Source organism: Orlajensenia leifsoniae (assembly GCF_004570845.1).
Lineage (GTDB): Bacteria > Actinomycetota > Actinomycetes > Actinomycetales > Microbacteriaceae > Orlajensenia > Orlajensenia leifsoniae.
In genome coordinates this window covers 643,384-658,721 of record NZ_SPQZ01000001.1, presented here as the reverse complement: position 1 = coordinate 658,721, position 15,338 = coordinate 643,384, and the positions used below count along the sequence as shown (strand labels likewise).

16 protein-coding genes and 1 tRNA gene are annotated in these 15,338 nt (G+C 67.5%); 11 read left to right on the top strand and 6 right to left on the bottom strand.

What is annotated here, in order from left to right:
- Position 1 precedes the first annotated feature (1 nt).
- The 5 genes from panC (at position 2) to cls (ending at position 4,381) form a co-directional block, all read left to right on the top strand.
- Entirely contained in the window at positions 2-895 is an 894-nt protein-coding gene (gene panC / locus E4M00_RS03235; RefSeq protein WP_135119040.1) for a pantoate--beta-alanine ligase, read from the top strand.
- A gap of 35 nt (positions 896-930) precedes the next feature.
- Positions 931-2,445, top strand: coding sequence for a lysine--tRNA ligase (gene lysS, locus E4M00_RS03230; RefSeq protein WP_135119039.1), 1,515 nt, complete (start codon positions 931-933; stop codon positions 2,443-2,445).
- Positions 2,445-2,594 (top strand): hypothetical protein, encoded by a 150-nt coding sequence (locus tag E4M00_RS17800; RefSeq protein ID WP_157497775.1) that lies wholly within the window; start codon positions 2,445-2,447, stop codon positions 2,592-2,594. The genes lysS and E4M00_RS17800 overlap by 1 nt, the downstream gene beginning before the upstream one ends.
- A 125-nt stretch (positions 2,595-2,719) precedes the next feature.
- Positions 2,720-2,911 carry a hypothetical protein gene (locus E4M00_RS03225; protein ID WP_055821619.1) on the top strand — a complete coding sequence of 64 codons (192 nt, stop codon included), beginning with the start codon at positions 2,720-2,722 and terminating at the stop codon, positions 2,909-2,911.
- Between the two features lie 6 nt (positions 2,912-2,917).
- Positions 2,918-4,381 (top strand): cardiolipin synthase, encoded by a 1,464-nt coding sequence (gene cls, locus E4M00_RS03220; RefSeq protein WP_135119038.1) that lies wholly within the window; start codon positions 2,918-2,920, stop codon positions 4,379-4,381.
- Positions 4,382-4,438: 57 nt separating this feature from the next.
- Here the strand turns inward: cls and E4M00_RS03215 are convergent, their stop codons facing one another.
- Positions 4,439-5,419, bottom strand: a complete 981-nt coding sequence (locus E4M00_RS03215) for a pirin family protein (RefSeq protein ID WP_135119037.1) — start codon at positions 5,417-5,419, stop codon at positions 4,439-4,441.
- Between the two features lie 59 nt (positions 5,420-5,478).
- Here E4M00_RS03215 and E4M00_RS03210 point away from each other — a divergent pair, with 59 nt between their 5' ends.
- Positions 5,479-5,916: a hypothetical protein gene (locus E4M00_RS03210; RefSeq protein WP_135119036.1), complete on the top strand. Its 438-nt coding sequence runs from the start codon at positions 5,479-5,481 to the stop codon at positions 5,914-5,916.
- A 46-nt stretch (positions 5,917-5,962) separates the two neighbouring features.
- On the opposite strand, the gene E4M00_RS03205 is transcribed toward E4M00_RS03210, so the two are convergent.
- On the bottom strand, positions 5,963-6,193 hold the full coding sequence (locus E4M00_RS03205) for a helix-turn-helix domain-containing protein (protein ID WP_135119035.1): 231 nt from the start codon (positions 6,191-6,193) through the stop codon (positions 5,963-5,965).
- Positions 6,193-6,810: a DUF2975 domain-containing protein gene (locus E4M00_RS03200; protein WP_167756804.1), complete on the bottom strand. Its 618-nt coding sequence runs from the start codon at positions 6,808-6,810 to the stop codon at positions 6,193-6,195. The genes E4M00_RS03205 and E4M00_RS03200 overlap by 1 nt, the downstream gene beginning before the upstream one ends.
- Before the next feature lie 196 nt (positions 6,811-7,006).
- On the opposite strand from E4M00_RS03200, the gene E4M00_RS03195 reads away from it, so the two are divergent.
- The 4 genes from E4M00_RS03195 to E4M00_RS03180 all read left to right on the top strand — a co-directional run bounded on the left by E4M00_RS03195 (position 7,007) and on the right by E4M00_RS03180 (position 11,432).
- A complete protein-coding gene (locus E4M00_RS03195) occupies positions 7,007-9,532 on the top strand; it encodes an ATP-dependent Clp protease ATP-binding subunit (protein WP_056165571.1) in 2,526 nt (841 codons plus the stop codon).
- Between the two features lie 163 nt (positions 9,533-9,695).
- A complete protein-coding gene (locus E4M00_RS03190) occupies positions 9,696-10,202 on the top strand; it encodes an amino-acid N-acetyltransferase (RefSeq protein ID WP_135119033.1) in 507 nt (168 codons plus the stop codon).
- A 119-nt stretch (positions 10,203-10,321) separates the two neighbouring features.
- Entirely contained in the window at positions 10,322-10,963 is a 642-nt protein-coding gene (locus E4M00_RS03185) for a hypothetical protein (RefSeq protein ID WP_135119032.1), read from the top strand.
- A 31-nt stretch (positions 10,964-10,994) separates the two neighbouring features.
- On the top strand, positions 10,995-11,432 hold the full coding sequence (locus tag E4M00_RS03180; protein WP_056165577.1) for a hypothetical protein: 438 nt from the start codon (positions 10,995-10,997) through the stop codon (positions 11,430-11,432).
- A 32-nt stretch (positions 11,433-11,464) separates the two neighbouring features.
- On the opposite strand, the gene radA is transcribed toward E4M00_RS03180, so the two are convergent.
- The gene (gene radA / locus E4M00_RS03175; protein WP_135119031.1) at positions 11,465-12,889 is read right to left on the bottom strand and encodes a DNA repair protein RadA; all 1,425 of its coding nucleotides are present in this window, start codon (positions 12,887-12,889) and stop codon (positions 11,465-11,467) included.
- A gap of 116 nt (positions 12,890-13,005) precedes the next feature.
- Entirely contained in the window at positions 13,006-14,160 is a 1,155-nt protein-coding gene (locus E4M00_RS03170) for a N(5)-(carboxyethyl)ornithine synthase (protein WP_135119030.1), read from the bottom strand.
- Between the two features lie 113 nt (positions 14,161-14,273).
- On the opposite strand from E4M00_RS03170, the gene E4M00_RS03165 reads away from it, so the two are divergent.
- Positions 14,274-14,363: transfer RNA gene (locus E4M00_RS03165), tRNA-Ser, on the top strand.
- A gap of 252 nt (positions 14,364-14,615) precedes the next feature.
- On the opposite strand, the gene E4M00_RS17795 is transcribed toward E4M00_RS03165, so the two are convergent.
- Positions 14,616-14,777, bottom strand: a complete 162-nt coding sequence (locus E4M00_RS17795; RefSeq protein WP_167756803.1) for a hypothetical protein — start codon at positions 14,775-14,777, stop codon at positions 14,616-14,618.
- Positions 14,778-15,338 lie beyond the last annotated feature (561 nt).

Below are 15,338 nucleotides of genomic sequence, written 5' to 3'. Positions count from 1 at the left end.
GATGAACCGCCCGTCCCCGACAGCCTCGACGATCGCCGTCGCCCCGACCGTCACGGTTCTCCCGACCGTCGACTCCGTACGCGAGAGCGTGCGCGCAGCCCGGGCATCCGGTGATCGCATCGTGCTCGTGCCGACCATGGGCGCTCTGCACGCCGGGCACCTGGCCCTCGTCGACAGGGCGCGCGAGCTCGGTGAGACCGTGATCGTGTCGATCTTCGTGAACCCGCTGCAGTTCGGCGCCGGCGAGGACCTCGACCGCTATCCGCGCACCCTCGACGCCGACCTCGAGGCGCTCGACGCCCACGGCGCCTCCTTCGTGTTCGCGCCGTCGGTCGACGAGATGTATCCCACCGGGGCCGTCGAGACCCGGGTGAGCGCCGGCCACGTCGGGTCGCTCTACGAGGGCGCAGCGCGGCCGGGCCACTTCGACGGCATGCTCACCGTCGTCGCGAAGCTGCTCGGCATCACGCAACCCGACGTCGCCGTGTTCGGCCGCAAGGACGCCCAGCAGGCGTTCCTCGTTCAGCAGATGGTCGCCGACCTCAACCTGGCGACGACGATCGAGGTCGTCCCCACGGTGCGTGAACTCGACGGGCTGGCGCTGTCGAGCCGCAATCGTTTCCTCTCCGACGAGGAGCGTCTCGCGGCGATCACCCTCTCCGAGGCCTTGCGCACAGCGGAGAACACGGCCTTCGAGGGCGTCGCCGAGGTGCTCGCCGAGGCGGCTGGGGCGTTCGGGGATCACGACGCCGTTAAACTGGACTATCTCGTCGTCGTCGATCCGGCGACCTTCCTTCCGGTCGACGACGATTTCCGCGGCCCGGCGACGGTCCTCGTGGCCGCACTGGTCGGGGAGACCCGACTCATCGACAACACCACCATCACCCTGAACTGACGCGGGCCACCAGGCTCGCACCCACGGAGACATTCATGGCCGACGACCAGACGACCACCGCCGAGCCGACCGCCGAGGAGATCTCGGAGCAGAAGGCCGTGCGCCTGGCCAAGCGCGAGCGCCTGATCGCCGAGGCGACGGATGCCGCAGGCGGGGCCTACCCGGTGAGCGTCCCCGTGACCGACACCATCCCCGCCGTGCGCGCGCGCCACGAGGGCCTCGAGGCCGACGTCGCCACCGGTGACATCGTGGGCGTCGCCGGCCGCGTCGTGCACCTGCGCAACACCGGCAAGCTCTGCTTCGCGGCGCTGCAGTCCGGTGACGGATCGCGCATCCAGGCCATGGTCTCGCTCGGCGAGGTGGGCGAGGAGAGCCTCGTGGCGTGGAAGGAGCTCGTCGACCTCGGCGACCACCTGTTCGTCTCGGGCGAGGTCATCACCAGCCGTCGCGGCGAGCTGTCGATCATGGTGCGCGACTGGACCGTCGCGTCCAAGGCGATCCTGCCGCTGCCGAACCTGCACAACGAGCTCTCCGAGGAGAACCGCGTGCGCAGTCGGTACCTCGACCTCATCTCGCGCGACCAGGCCCGCGCCAACGTCATCAACCGGGCCAAGACCGTGGCGAGCCTGCGCCGAACGTTCGACGACCTCGACTTCATCGAGGTCGAGACGCCGATGCTGCAGGTCATGCACGGAGGAGCATCCGCTCGCCCCTTCGTCACCCACTCGAACGCGTTCGACACCGAGCTGTTCCTGCGCATCGCCCCCGAGCTCTATCTGAAGCGCGCCGTCGTGGGCGGCATCGACCGGGTGTTCGAGATCAACCGCAACTTCCGCAACGAGGGTGCCGACTCCACGCACTCGCCCGAGTTCGCCATGCTCGAGGCCTACCAGGCCTACGGCGACTACAACTCGATCGCGGACCTCACGCAGAAGTTGATCCAGGATGCCGCCGTGGCCGTGTCGGGATCGCACGTGGTGACCTGGGCCGACGGCACCGAGTACGACCTCGGCGGCGAGTGGGACCGCATCTCCATGTACGGCAGCCTCTCCGAGGCGGTCGGCCGTGAGATCACGCCGGAGACGCCCATCGACGAGCTGCGCGCGATCGCGGCCTCCGAGGGTGTCGAGGTGGAGCATCCGCTGCACGGCAAGTACGTCGAGGAGCTGTGGGAGCACTTCGTCAAGGGCGACCTCGTGCGCCCGACCTTCGTGATGAACTTCCCCGTCGACACCTCTCCGCTCGTGCGTGCGCACCGCTCGCGCACCGGCGTTGTCGAGAAGTGGGACCTGTACATCCGCGGGTTCGAGCTGGCCACCGGCTACTCGGAGCTCGTCGACCCCGTCGTGCAGCGCGAGCGCTTCATCGAGCAGGCGAAGCTCGCCGCCGGCGGCGATCCCGAGGCTATGCGCCTCGACGAGGAGTTCCTCCGCGCCCTCGAATTCGGCATGCCTCCGACCGGCGGCATGGGCATGGGCATCGATCGTCTGCTCATGGCATTGTCCGGCCTCGGTATCCGCGAGACGATCCTGTTCCCCCTGGTGAAGTGATGAACGACTATCTCCCGAAGAGCGAGCTCGAACCCGACGACGGCGGCAAGAAGCCCGTCTCCAACACGCGCCTCGGCATCTGGCTCGCTGTCGGAGGCTTCGCCGTCTACATGATCGTCACGGGCATCATCGGCATCGTCTCCAACTAGCGCGCGAGGGCCCGTCTGGCCTGTTCTGGCGTGAACGGTGCGATCGGGCCTGTTCTCGTGACGCCAGGCCGGGCATCCGGAGGGCGGTGGGGGAGCGGCATCCGGGGCCGTAGAATGACAGGGCTATGGACAACTTCTGGGTCAACGCGCTCTGGTCGCTCACGCCGACGGTACTCGTCGGCGGCATCTTCTGGTTCATCATGCGTGCCCTCCTGCGTGCGGACCGCACCGAGCGCAAGGTCTACAGCGAGATCGAGGCCGAAGAGCGCGCCAAGCTCGGACTCGATGCGCCACACCGCGACAAGCCCGCGGTCTGAGCGCAGATGTCGTCGACGGACCTGTCGCTTCTCGTCATCGCGCTTCTCCTCATCATCGACTGGTCCATCCGCATCGCGGCGATCATCATCATCCCGCGGAATCGTCGCCCGACAGCTGCAACGGCCTGGCTGCTCGCCGTCTTCTTCATCCCGTACATCGGTGTGCTGCTGTTCCTGCTGATCGGCAATCCGAAGCTCCCGCGCAAGCGACGGGCGAAGCAGAAGGAGATGGATGCCTTCATCCGCGCGAACACGGATGTTCCCGAAGGGCGTCAGGCCAATGAGCAGTGGCCGGCCTGGTTCGGCTCCATCGTCGAGCTGAACTCCAACCTGAGCGCGATGCCCATGGTCGACGGCAATTCCGCACGTCTGATCGCCAGCTATCAGGGCTCGATCGACGCCATGACCGCCGAGATCGCGACGGCCCGCAAGTACGTGCACGTCGAGTTCTACATCCTCTCGTGCGACCAGACGACCGCCGGGTTCTTCGACGCCCTCGAGGCGGCGGTCGGGCGGGGCGTGAAGGTGCGCGTGCTGCTCGATCACTGGGCCTCGTCGCACACCCGCGACTACAAGTCGACGCTCAAGCGCCTCACGGCCATGGGCGCCGAGTGGTACTTGATGCTGCCGGTGCAGCCGCTCAAGGGCAACAACCAGCGGCTCGACCTGCGCAACCACCGCAAGATCCTGGTGGTCGACGGCCGCACGGCGTTCGTGGGGTCGCAGAACCTCATCGATCGCACCTACAACAAGAAGTCGAACATCAAGCGCGGCCTCAAGTGGCAGGAGCTCGTCGCCCGTGTCGACGGGCCCGTCGTCGACGCCCTCAACCTCATCTTCATCACCGACTGGTTCATCGAGTCCGACGTGCTTCTCGAGAAGGAGGCGGAGGTGCTCGAGTCCATCGACGATCCTCGCCTGCTCGAGTGCCAGGTGGTGCCGAGTGGTCCCGGATTCGCCGGTGAGAACAACCTCAGGCTCTTCCTGGCGCTGCTCTACAACGCGCAGGAGCGCATCGTCATCACGAGCCCGTACTTCGTGCCCGACGAGGCGATGCTCTACGCGATCACCACGGCGGTGCAGCGCGGCGTGGCCGTCGACCTGTTCGTCTCGGAGATCGGAGACCAGGCCCTGGTCTGGCACGCGCAGCGCTCGTACTACGAGGCGCTGCTGCGCAACGGCGTGCGCATCTACATGTACAAGGCACCGTACATCCTGCACGCGAAGCACTTCACCGTCGACGAGGACGTCGCCGTGATCGGCTCGAGTAACATGGACATGCGCTCCTTCGGCCTCAACATGGAGGTCTCGCTGATGGTGCGCGGCAAGAGCTTCGTTCAGGAGATGCGCGCCGTCGAGGACGACTACCGTGCCGCCAGCAAGGAGCTCACGCTCGAGGACTGGATGAAGCAGCCGCTGCGGTCCACGGTGCTCGACAACCTCGCACGGCTCACGAGCGCGCTGCAGTAAGCGCGCCCCTCGCGGAAGACCGGGCGGCGTCCGAGGCTGAAGCGCTCGAGCTGGTCGCTACGACCGCGGCTTCAGCCTGACCGTCGGCATCTCGGGCGCGGGGAGCGCACGGCCGTCGTAGTCGACGATGCCGAAGCGGCCTCCGGGGTCACCGTGGGTGATCGCATCCGTCTGCCAGTCGCTCCGGAACTGCTCGATCTCGTCGTGCGTGCGGCCGATGAAGTTCCACCACATGATGAAGCGCTCGCCGAAGGGCTCTCCGCCGAGCAGCAGAGCCCGGGCGCCGGCCTCGCCGGCGGTCACCGTCACCGACTCGCGCCCCGGGGTCAGGAACGCGAGCTCGGTGCGCGCGACGTCGACACCGTCGACGGTGAGGGGACCGACGTCGACGAGGAGGCCGTGCTCGAAGGCGGGGTCGAGGGGCAGTTCCGCGCGTCCGAACGGGGGGAGGTCGAGTTGAGCGCCGAGCAGCGGCGTGAACACCGAGGCGTCGGTGGAGACCCCGGCGATGGAGCCGACGAACACCTGCAGGGCGGCATCCGCCACCGAGGTTCTGACGGCCGTGTGCCTCTCGAAGAACGGCTCGCCATGGCGGGCTTCGTCGGGGAGCACGATCCAGAGCTGCACCCCGTGCAGTCGGGTGGCGTCGCCGAACGACACCTCGGAGTGCGAGATGCCGCGACCGGCCGTCATCAGGTTGAGCTCGCCGGGGTGGATGCGCCCGAGCGTCCCGACGCTGTCGCGGTGCTCGATCTCGCCGCCGAAGAGCCAGCTAGCGGTCTGGAGTCCGGTGTGCGGATGCGGCGGCACGACCATGCTGTCGGAGTCACCGGGTCCGTAATGGTCGGCGAAGCACCAAGCGCCGATGGTGGGGCGGCCGCGCTGCGGGAGGGTGCGGTGCACCTTCATGGCCCGCGGTCCGCCGAGAGGCACCTCGCGCGCCTCGAGGATCTGCACCCCGGACGTCACGGTTCCGATGGCAGCGGCGGAGGACTCGTCGAGGATGAGCTCGTCGGGGTGCTTCTCCAGGTTGCTCATGGGGGAATCCTATTGCCCGCTTCTTACACGCGATCGGACGCCGAGCGTAGGCTGGCCGCATGATCGGAGCCAGGAGGGTCCCGCGGCTCGCCGCATCCGTCGCCATCGTGGTCGCAGCAGGGCTCGCGCTCGCAGCCTGCAGTGGTGCTGGCGCACAATCGGGCAACGCGATCGAGAACTACGCGGGCGGTCCGAAGGGCGTCGCAGACCGCGGCGGAAGCGAGCTGCAGCCCTTCGCCTCGTGGCTCGACGGGGGCGAGCAGATCGCGCTCACGCTCTACGGCAGCTCGGGATGCCCGCCCGTGGGTGACACGATGCGCGTCGCGTCGTCGAACTCGCTCGTCGTCTCGGTCGTCCCCATCCCTCCCGACCAGGCGTGCACGGCCGACTACGCGCCCCACACCACGGTGTTCTCGACTCCCGACGACGTGACGACGTCGTCGGACGTGAGCATCCGGGTCGATGACCAGAGCATCACGCTCAAGGCGATGCGCTAGGACGCACCTCCGGTGAACGACCAGGCGGCCGGAGCCGCGGCATCCGTCACCGCCTGAGAACGAAGAGCTCGCCGATCTCGCACTCGAGCGCCCGGCAGACGGCCTCGAGGGTGGAGAAACGGATGGCGCGCGCGCGATCGTTCTTCATCACGCTGAGGTTCACGACGCTCACCCCCACGAGCTCACTCAACCGGGTGAGCGTCATGCCTCGAGCGGCGAGCAGTTCGTCGAGTCGGCAGTGCACCGCCCCGGACTCGGGAGCCTCGGCCGGCGCCATCAGACCAGGCCGTCGGTGTCGCGCTGGAGGCGTTCGCCCACCCCGAACACCGTCGCCACGAGGGCGACGACGAAGGCGATGATCACGAGGTCGAACGGTGCGACGGAGATGATCACATTGTCGAATGTGCGGTCGCTGACGCGGGCGAAGGCGCCGTTGGCGGCCATGTTGCCGAAGAACGGCACGAGGAAGTAACCGGCGAGCCCGAGGAAGCCGGCAGTGGTGACCAGCACGCTGTTCGTGCGGCTGAAGACCGTGCCGACGGCCATGTTGCGGATCAACCAGATCAGGCAGATGACGACTCCGACGACGGATGCCGCCAACACCAGCTGCTGGATCACGAGCGCCGCCAGAGACGCACCGGGCAGTGACGGTGCCGTGATGATGGCTCGGTCGAGCTCGACCGCGACCTCGGCACCGTCCGGTCCGATCGGAGCCAGCGCCTGCGTGCCGGAGAACGCGGCCAGAACCGCGACGTCCTTGTTGGGCAAGACCTCGATGATCCGGGCGATGGCAGTCCAGACCGCCCATCCGGCGATCGCCACTCCGGCGACGGCGAAGGCCCAGAGCCCGATGCGGTCCCCCCGGCTCGGCCTGTGCGTCTCGGTGATGCTCACGATCAGCTCCTAACGATTATCGATAACAACGATAAACGATACGTTAGGCGGAGGACTCGTGGATGTCAACGGTCGGGCACACAGCCATCCGTCAGGCTCCGTGCGCCGAGGGCGAACACCGCCATTTCGGCGCGGATCGCTGGTTACTCTCTTTTTATCGGCACCGCATCCGCGCGTGGCGCCGAGAGGAGTAGAGATGTTCGAGAGATTCACCGACCGAGCTCGTCGCGTCGTCGTCCTGGCCCAGGAAGAGGCCAAGATGCTCAACCACAACTACATCGGGACCGAGCACATCCTGCTCGGCCTGATCCACGAGGGTGAGGGCGTCGCTGCGAAGGCGCTCGAGTCGCTCGGCATCTCGCTCGACGCCGTGCGCGAGCAGGTGCAGGACATCATCGGCCAGGGCCAGCAGCAGCCGACGGGTCACATCCCGTTCACGCCGCGCGCCAAGAAGGTGCTGGAGCTGAGCCTCCGCGAGGCCCTCCAGCTCGGCCACAACTACATCGGAACCGAGCACATCCTGCTCGGCCTCATCCGCGAGGGCGAGGGCGTCGCAGCCCAGGTGCTCGTGAAGCTGGGCGCCGACCTCAACCGTGTGCGCCAGCAGGTTATCCAGCTGCTCTCGGGGTACCAGGGCAAGGAGCAGGTGCAGGTCGGAGCCAACGAGCAGCAGCAGGCGCAGGGCGGATCGCAGATCCTCGACCAGTTCGGCCGCAACCTCACCCAGGCAGCCCGCGACGGCAAGCTCGACCCCGTGATCGGGCGCGAGAAGGAGATCGAGCGCGTGATGCAGATCCTGTCGCGCCGCTCCAAGAACAACCCCGTCCTCATCGGTGAGCCCGGCGTCGGCAAGACCGCCGTCGTCGAGGGACTCGCGCAGGCCATCGTCAAGGGCGATGTCCCCGAGACGCTCAAGGACAAGCAGCTCTACTCGCTCGACCTCGGTTCCCTCATCGCCGGCAGCCGCTACCGCGGTGACTTCGAGGAGCGCCTGAAGAAGGTCACCAAGGAGATCCGCACCCGCGGCGACATCATCGTCTTCATCGACGAGATCCACACCCTCGTCGGCGCAGGTGCGGCAGAGGGCGCGATCGACGCCGCCAGCATCCTGAAGCCGCTCCTCGCCCGCGGTGAGCTGCAGACCATCGGTGCGACCACCCTCGACGAGTACCGCAAGCACTTCGAGAAGGATGCCGCTCTCGAGCGTCGCTTCCAGCCCATCCAGGTGGCCGAGCCGTCGCTGCCCCACACGATCAACATCCTCAAGGGACTCCGCGACAAGTACGAGGCGTTCCACAAGGTCTCCATCACCGATGGCGCCATCGTGTCGGCGGCGAACCTCGCCGACCGCTACGTGAGCGACCGCTTCCTCCCCGACAAAGCGATCGACCTGATCGACGAGGCCGGCGCTCGCCTGCGCCTCTCGATCCTCTCGAGCCCGCCCGAGCTGCGCGAGTTCGACGAGAAGATCGCCGTGGTGCGTGCCGCCAAGGAGACCGCTATCGAGGACCAGGACTTCGAGAAGGCAGCGTCGCTGCGTGACGAGGAGAAGAACCTCCTCGGCGAGCGTCTGCGTCTTGAGAAGCAGTGGAAGTCCGGCGACGTCAAGACCACGGCCGTGGTCGACGAGGGCCTGATCGCCGAGGTGCTCGCGCAGGCCACCGGCATCCCCGTGTTCAAGCTCACCGAGGAGGAGTCGAGCCGACTCGTCTTCATGGAGAAGGCGCTGCACCAGCGCGTCATCGGTCAGGAGGAGGCCATCTCGGCCCTCGCCAAGACCATCCGACGCACCCGTGCCGGGCTCAAGGACCCGAAGCGTCCCTCGGGCTCGTTCATCTTCGCCGGCCCCACGGGCGTCGGAAAGACCGAGCTGGCCAAGGCGCTCGCGGAGTTCCTGTTCGATGACGAGGCCGCCATGATCTCGCTCGACATGAGCGAGTACGGCGAGAAGCACACGGTCTCGCGCCTTTTCGGTGCGCCTCCCGGATTCGTCGGCTTCGAGGAGGGCGGCCAGCTCACCGAGAAGGTGCGCCGCAAGCCGTTCAGCGTCGTGCTCTTCGATGAGATCGAGAAGGCCCACCCCGACATCTTCAACTCGCTCCTCCAGATCCTGGAGGAGGGACGCCTGACGGATGGCCAGGGTCGTGTCGTCGACTTCAAGAACACCGTGATCATCATGACGACCAACCTCGGTACGAAGGACATCTCCGGCGGCCCAGTCGGATTCCTCCTCGAGGGCGACAGCGCCACCGACTACGACCGCATGCGCGGCAAGGTCAACGACGAGCTCAAGAAGCACTTCAAGCCCGAGTTCCTCAACCGTGTCGACGAGATCATCGTCTTCCCGCAGCTGAACAAGGCCGAGCTCCTCCAGATCGTCGACCTGTTCGTGAAGCGTCTGAGCGACCGGATGCTGGACCGCGACATGACCGTCGAGCTCACGGTGCCCGCCAAGGAGCGTCTCATCGAGGTCGGGTTCGACCCGGCTCTCGGTGCCAGGCCGCTGCGTCGGGCCGTGCAGCACGAGGTCGAGGACCGCCTGTCGGAGAAGATCCTGCACGGCGAGCTCGGCTCGGGCGACCACGTGCACGTCGACTTCATCGCCGGCGAGTTCGTGTTCACCACCACGCGCCGCGAGGTTCCCGCTGGAGTCGGCATCAACGCCGGCGCCACGCTCGGCACGGGCGGGGTCACCCCCGACCTGGCGATCACCGCGGACTAGGGACATCATCAGCGAGGGGTCGGGCGTTCGGGTCGCCCGGCCCCTCTTCTGTCTCCGCCGTCGGCGCGACGGGAGAGACGCGAGCGCTCTCCGCCGGCGGCGCGACGGGAGCGAAGCGCACCGCGAAGCCGAGACAGCTGCACAGGATCATTAGGCTGGAGAGGTGACCGACCTCCACGTGCGCCGTGCCCGCACGAGCGACATCCCCCACATCGTCCGGCTCGTCGAGCCGCTCGTGCAGAGCGGCATCCTGTTGGGCAAGGAACGTGTCGTGCTCTACGAGTCGGTGCAGGAATTCCGCATCGCGGAGTCGGCCGACGGCGAGGTCGTCGGCTGCGGTGCACTGCACGTCATGTGGGAGGACCTCGGCGAGGTGCGCACCCTCGCCGCCGCCCCCGAGTGGCTCCGCCGCGGTGTCGGCCACGCGCTGCTCGACGTGCTCGAGGCCGACGCCCGTGAGCTCGGTCTCTCCCGGCTGTTCTGCCTCACCTTCGAGGTGCCGTTCTTCGAACGCCACGGCTTCGAGGACATGGGCACCGAGACCGTCGATCCTGCCGTGTACGCCGAGCTCGTGCGCTCGCGCGACGATGGTGTTGCCGAGTTCCTCGACCTCGCCCGCGTGAAGCCGAACACCCTCGGCAACACGCGCATGCTCAAGCTCCTGCGCTGACGACGGGTGAACGGCATCCGTCGACGGGAACGGATGCCGCCGGTGCGAGTTCCTGAGAGGGTGGCGGCACGCCGCGGCGCCTCACCCTCGCTCGGGGTGCAGGTGCCTACCCTGTCGGTATGTCGACGCTCAAGCATCCAGTCGGCCCCCAGTCGAGCAAGGTGTACTGGCGCCGGCGCCTCATAGTCGGTCTCGGCCTGATCGCCGTCATCGTCGCCATCATCCTGATCGTGGTCCGCCCGGGCTCCAGCTCGGGAGAGCCGAACGAGCAGAAGACTCCAGCCCCGGCGTCGACGAGTTCCGAGAAGCCTGCCGCAGACGCCACGTCCATCCCGACGGATGCCGTCGATGCGAAGGGTGTCGCGTGCGCCGACGACGACCTCGCGGTGAAGGCGATCACCGACCTCGACTCCTACGCGGCCGACCAGAAGCCGCAGCTCTCGCTCAGCATCACGAACACGGGCTCGAAGCCGTGCGTCGTGAACGCGGGCAGCTCGCAGCAGGTGTTCACGATCACCAGCGGCGACGAGGTCTACTGGCTGTCGACCGACTGCCAGAAGGATGCCGTCGATGCTGATGTCACCCTCAAGCCGAACGTTCCGATCGGGTCGTCTGCGCCGCTCACCTGGGATCGCACGCGCTCCTCGGCCGACACGTGCGACGGCGACCGCGAGGTCGTTCCCGCGGGCGGTGCCTCCTACAAGCTGACGGTGACCGTCGGCAACGTGACCAGCGAGCCCACGCAGTTCCTGCTCAACTGAGGCCGGCTCGAGCAGCTACTACCCTTGAGGCATGCCCTCAGCGTCTCCGAAGAAGTCGAAGAAGTCCTCGAAGTCCGCGGCTCCCGCTGCGGCCGCCTTCCGCTCTCAGGCGCTCGCCGAGGCGCTCGAGCACCAGGACATGGCGGCCGTCGCACTGGCGTTGCGCAACGGCAACACCGTGGTGCCGCTGCTGAAGCCGGGTCCACGTGACAACCCGCTCGACGGCGGAGAGGTCTGGACCTATCGCTCGCCCGAGACCGGCGAGGTGGCGCTCCTGCTGTTCAGCGACGCGGCGAACAAGCCCGCGAACCTGCCGCCCGCCGTCGGCCTGCAATCCCCGGTGTGGCTCCGCGCCTTCCTCGGAGCGAACGCCGAGCTGATCACCACGGTGTTCTTCGACATCGCCGGACCGCATCCGATGCAGGCGACTCCGGCCGAGATCCTGCGCGTGCTCGACGTCGAGGCGTAGGCCGAGCCAACTCGAGGCCTCGACGGGTCGTCTCAGAAGGAACCGCTGAACTCGCGCTCCCATTCCTCGCGCTGCGCTGCCCGGCGCTCCGCGGCACGGGCGTCGGAGACGTCGGATGCCGACGGGCCGGCGAGCCGCAGTCGGTCGAGGGCAGCGTGGACGCTGCCCACCTCGGCGTCGAGCACGTGGGTGAAGCCGAGGCGGCGTGCCTCGGAGGCACGCTGAGCGGCCGCAGAGACCGGGCGCACCTCGCCCGCCAGGCTGATCTCGCCGAACGCCGTGAGTTCGTGCGGAACCGGGCGTTCGCTCAGCGCCGACGCTATGGCGACGGCGATGGCGAGATCGGCCCCGGGCTCGGTGAGACGCACACCGCCGACCGTGGAGATGTAGACGTCGTGCTCACCGACGCCCTTCAGACCGGCCCGCCGCTCAAGCACGGCGAGGATCATGGCGACGCGCGACGGATCGACGCCGTTCATGACGCGCCGAGGCTGCGGGCCCGTGGCCTTCACGACGAGTGCCTGCACCTCGACGGGCAGGGCGCGCCGACCCTCGAGGGCGACGGTGACGCAGGTTCCGCTGACGTTCGTCGAGCCGCGGCTCAGGAACAGCCCGCTCGGATCGGGCACCTCGGCGATGCCGTCTCCGGTCATCTCGAAGCAGCCCACCTCGTCGGTGGGGCCGAAGCGGTTCTTGAGTGCGCGCACGAAGCGCAGCGCGGTCTGGCGATCGCCCTCGAAGTGGCAGACCACGTCGACGAGGTGCTCGAGCAGACGAGGCCCGGCGATCGATCCGTCTTTCGTGACGTGGCCGACGAGCAGGATCGGCAGCTCACGCTCCTTCGCCAGGCGAACGAGTGCTGCAGCGACCTCGCGCACCTGCCCGGGCTGGCCGGCGAGGCCGTCGGAGAGGGAGCTCGACACGGTCTGCACGGAGTCGACGATGAGGAGCTGCGGCTCGACGGAGTCGACCTGGCCGAGGATGGTGCCGAGGTCGGTCTCAGACGCGAGGTAGAGGTTCGGAACGAGGGCTCCCGTGCGTGCGGCGCGCAGCCGCACCTGGCTCACGGACTCCTCGGCACTCACGTAGAGCACCCTCTTGCCGGTGGACGCAGCCCGCGCGGCGACCTCGAGCAGCAGCGTCGACTTGCCGACGCCGGGCTCACCGCTCAACAGGATGGCGGCTCCCGGAACGACGCCGCCGCCGAGCACACGGTCGAACTCGCCGATCCCGCTCGGCCAGCGGGTGATCTCCATCTCGGCGGTGAACTCGGTGATGGGGCGGGCGGCGCGGCTGGCGGAGACGGCGACGGGCTTCACGGCGCGGGCGTTTCCACCGGCCTGTTCAGCGGCATCCGTCACGGTTCCCCACTGCTGGCACTCGCCGCAGCGGCCGGCCCATTTCGCCGTCGTCCAGCCGCATTCGACGCAGCGGTACGCGTTGGTGGATCGGGCCATGGGGCCAGCCTAATCGGGCCCGACGACACTGCCGGATGCCGCTCCGTCGTCGGCGGCATCCGTGGGGCTGAGACGCATGTGGGGGAGCGGCGTCCGTCGCCGAAGCGCCGTGCGCCTCAGAGCGCGGGCAGGTACGGGTACTCGCTCGATCGGCCCTGGAACTCGAGGATGGCGCTGTTGCGGATGCGGCCCGCCTCGATCTCGGTCGCCCGACGGATGGTGTCGGACTCGGCCCACGAGGATGGGCCCTCCATGACCGTGCGGAGGAAGGGCATGAGCGCTTCGCTGATCTCCCACGTGGCCGAGTTCCAGAGGAACGACGGGCTGTGGTCGACGGCGTAGTAGTTGGTGGACTCGCCGACCGTGAACATCGGGTCGTCGAAGGTCGTGGGGCGCGCCCAGCTGAAGCCCATGCCGGCGTCGATCGACACGTCGACGATGAGGCTGCCGGGTCGGAACTCGCCGAGGTCCTCCTCGCGCAGGTAGGTGAGGGGAGCGTTCGGGTCCTGCAGGGTGCAGTTCACGACGATGTCGTGGGCGGCGAGGAAGGGTGCGAGGGCGACGGGGCCGTCCTCGGTGTTCACGGTGCTCTGGAACGGCGACTCCGGGTCGTGTTCGAACTGGATGATGTCGACCGAGGGGATGGGCGAGCCGACGGCGGCCGTGTCGCGGTTGGTGAGCACGCGCACGTCGTGGATGCCGTGGGCGTTCAGGACCGTGACGGCCCCGCGTGCCGTGGCCCCGAAGCCGATCACGACGGCGCTGAGGCGGCGGCCGTAGTCTCCGGTCGATCCGCACAGCTGCAGAGCGTGCAGCACTGAGCAGTAACCGGCGATCTCGTTGTTCTTGTGGAAGACGTGCAGGCCGAAGCCGCCGTCGCTCTTCCAATGGTTCATGGCCTCCCATGCGATCAGCGTGAGGCCCTTGTCGATGGCGAACTGGGTCATCTCGCGGTCCTGCACGCAGTGAGGCCAGCCCCACAGGGTCTGTCCGTCACGGAGATCGGCGAGGTCGGACGCCAGAGGCTTGGGCAGGGCGATCACGTCGGCGGTGGCGATGATCTCCTCGCGAGAGGCGATCGCTCCGACGAGAGGCGCGAGGTTCGCATCCGGAATGCCGAAGCGCTCGCCGTAGCCGGTCTCGAGAATCATGTTGGCGCGCAGGTCCTCGTCGATGCGCTCGAGATGCGACGGGTGCAGCGGCAGCCGTTTCTCGTCGAGCTTGCGCGAGGTGGCCATCACGCCGAGGCGGAGAAGAGGAGGGGTCGTCATGTCCGAAGGCTACGCCACCCCGTCACGAGCCGAATCAAGCTACGAGCGAGCGGATGCCGACGACCATGGGCCTCGATTCGCGCAGAAGCCCCCGCTCAACTAAACTCCTTCTCGGTACCGTGTCCGAGCGGCCGAAGGTGCAACTCTCGAAAAGTTGTGTGGGTGAAAGTCCACCGTGGGTTCAAATCCCACCGGTACCGCCATGGGGGCATCCGCCTTGGTAAGCCAGTTCATCCGTATTGGCTTGCGAGAGCGGGTGCCCTTGCGTCGTTAACGCCTGATTTCCCCGAGCCTTCGAGGAAATCAGGTGGAATCTGCCTTCGCAGTGGAATGCTCATGTCGATGCGGGCGGCGCGGGTACAAAAAAGCCCGGATGACTCGAATTGCGCCATTTTCAGGCGCACCGAATCGTCCGGGCGTAGGTGGAACATATGTGTGGGGGTGTGAGTGGACGCCTACATTCGCAGGACGAGCTCCTCCTTGTCGGCGAGGCTGGCACTGTCCTTCTCGCGGGCTGACTCCGTGTAGTTGTGGTAGCCGAGCCTGTCGCGTCTGCTCTGCTTCTTCGGCCGCTTCTTGGAGGCGTGCTCTTCGCCGCGATCGCGGGCTTCTTCCATTGCAGCGATGAAGGATCGGATTCGCCGGATGTTTGCGCTGGCACCCGAAGACGCCAATCGGTCGCGCTGAGATCCGCCGACGAGTATCGTGCTGGGCAAACAGCTACGTTGCGACAAAGAGGTGCAACATGCGTGAGAAACCACTCCGGTGCCGGCTCGGTCTGCACAAGTGGGTAGTTCGACGCGAACCCGACGTGGAACCCTACTTCGAATGCTCTCGTTGCTCGAAGGGGCAGGTGACGGAGCAGCGCCTGATCGATCTCGGAGGGGGCTGAAGCGCCGCTCTTATAGTCAGGCAACGCGCGGAGGAAAGATGGATCTCGGATTCTGGTCTCTCGCCGTTGTGGTGCTCGCGTTGGTCGCGGTCCTCGTCGTGCAAACGGTGAGGCGGCGTTCTCAAGCGCCAGCGGAAGACTCAACAGAAGAGCGCCTCGCAAGGCAGCGCGCGTCAGAGGAGCACCAGCGGGGCACGGCCGGCAACGGGCCTGGTCAGGGCAGTGCCGATTTCTGAATGTCGCTGCACCTTCACCGTTGCCCGCAAGCCGATGCGCTTGCGGTGCG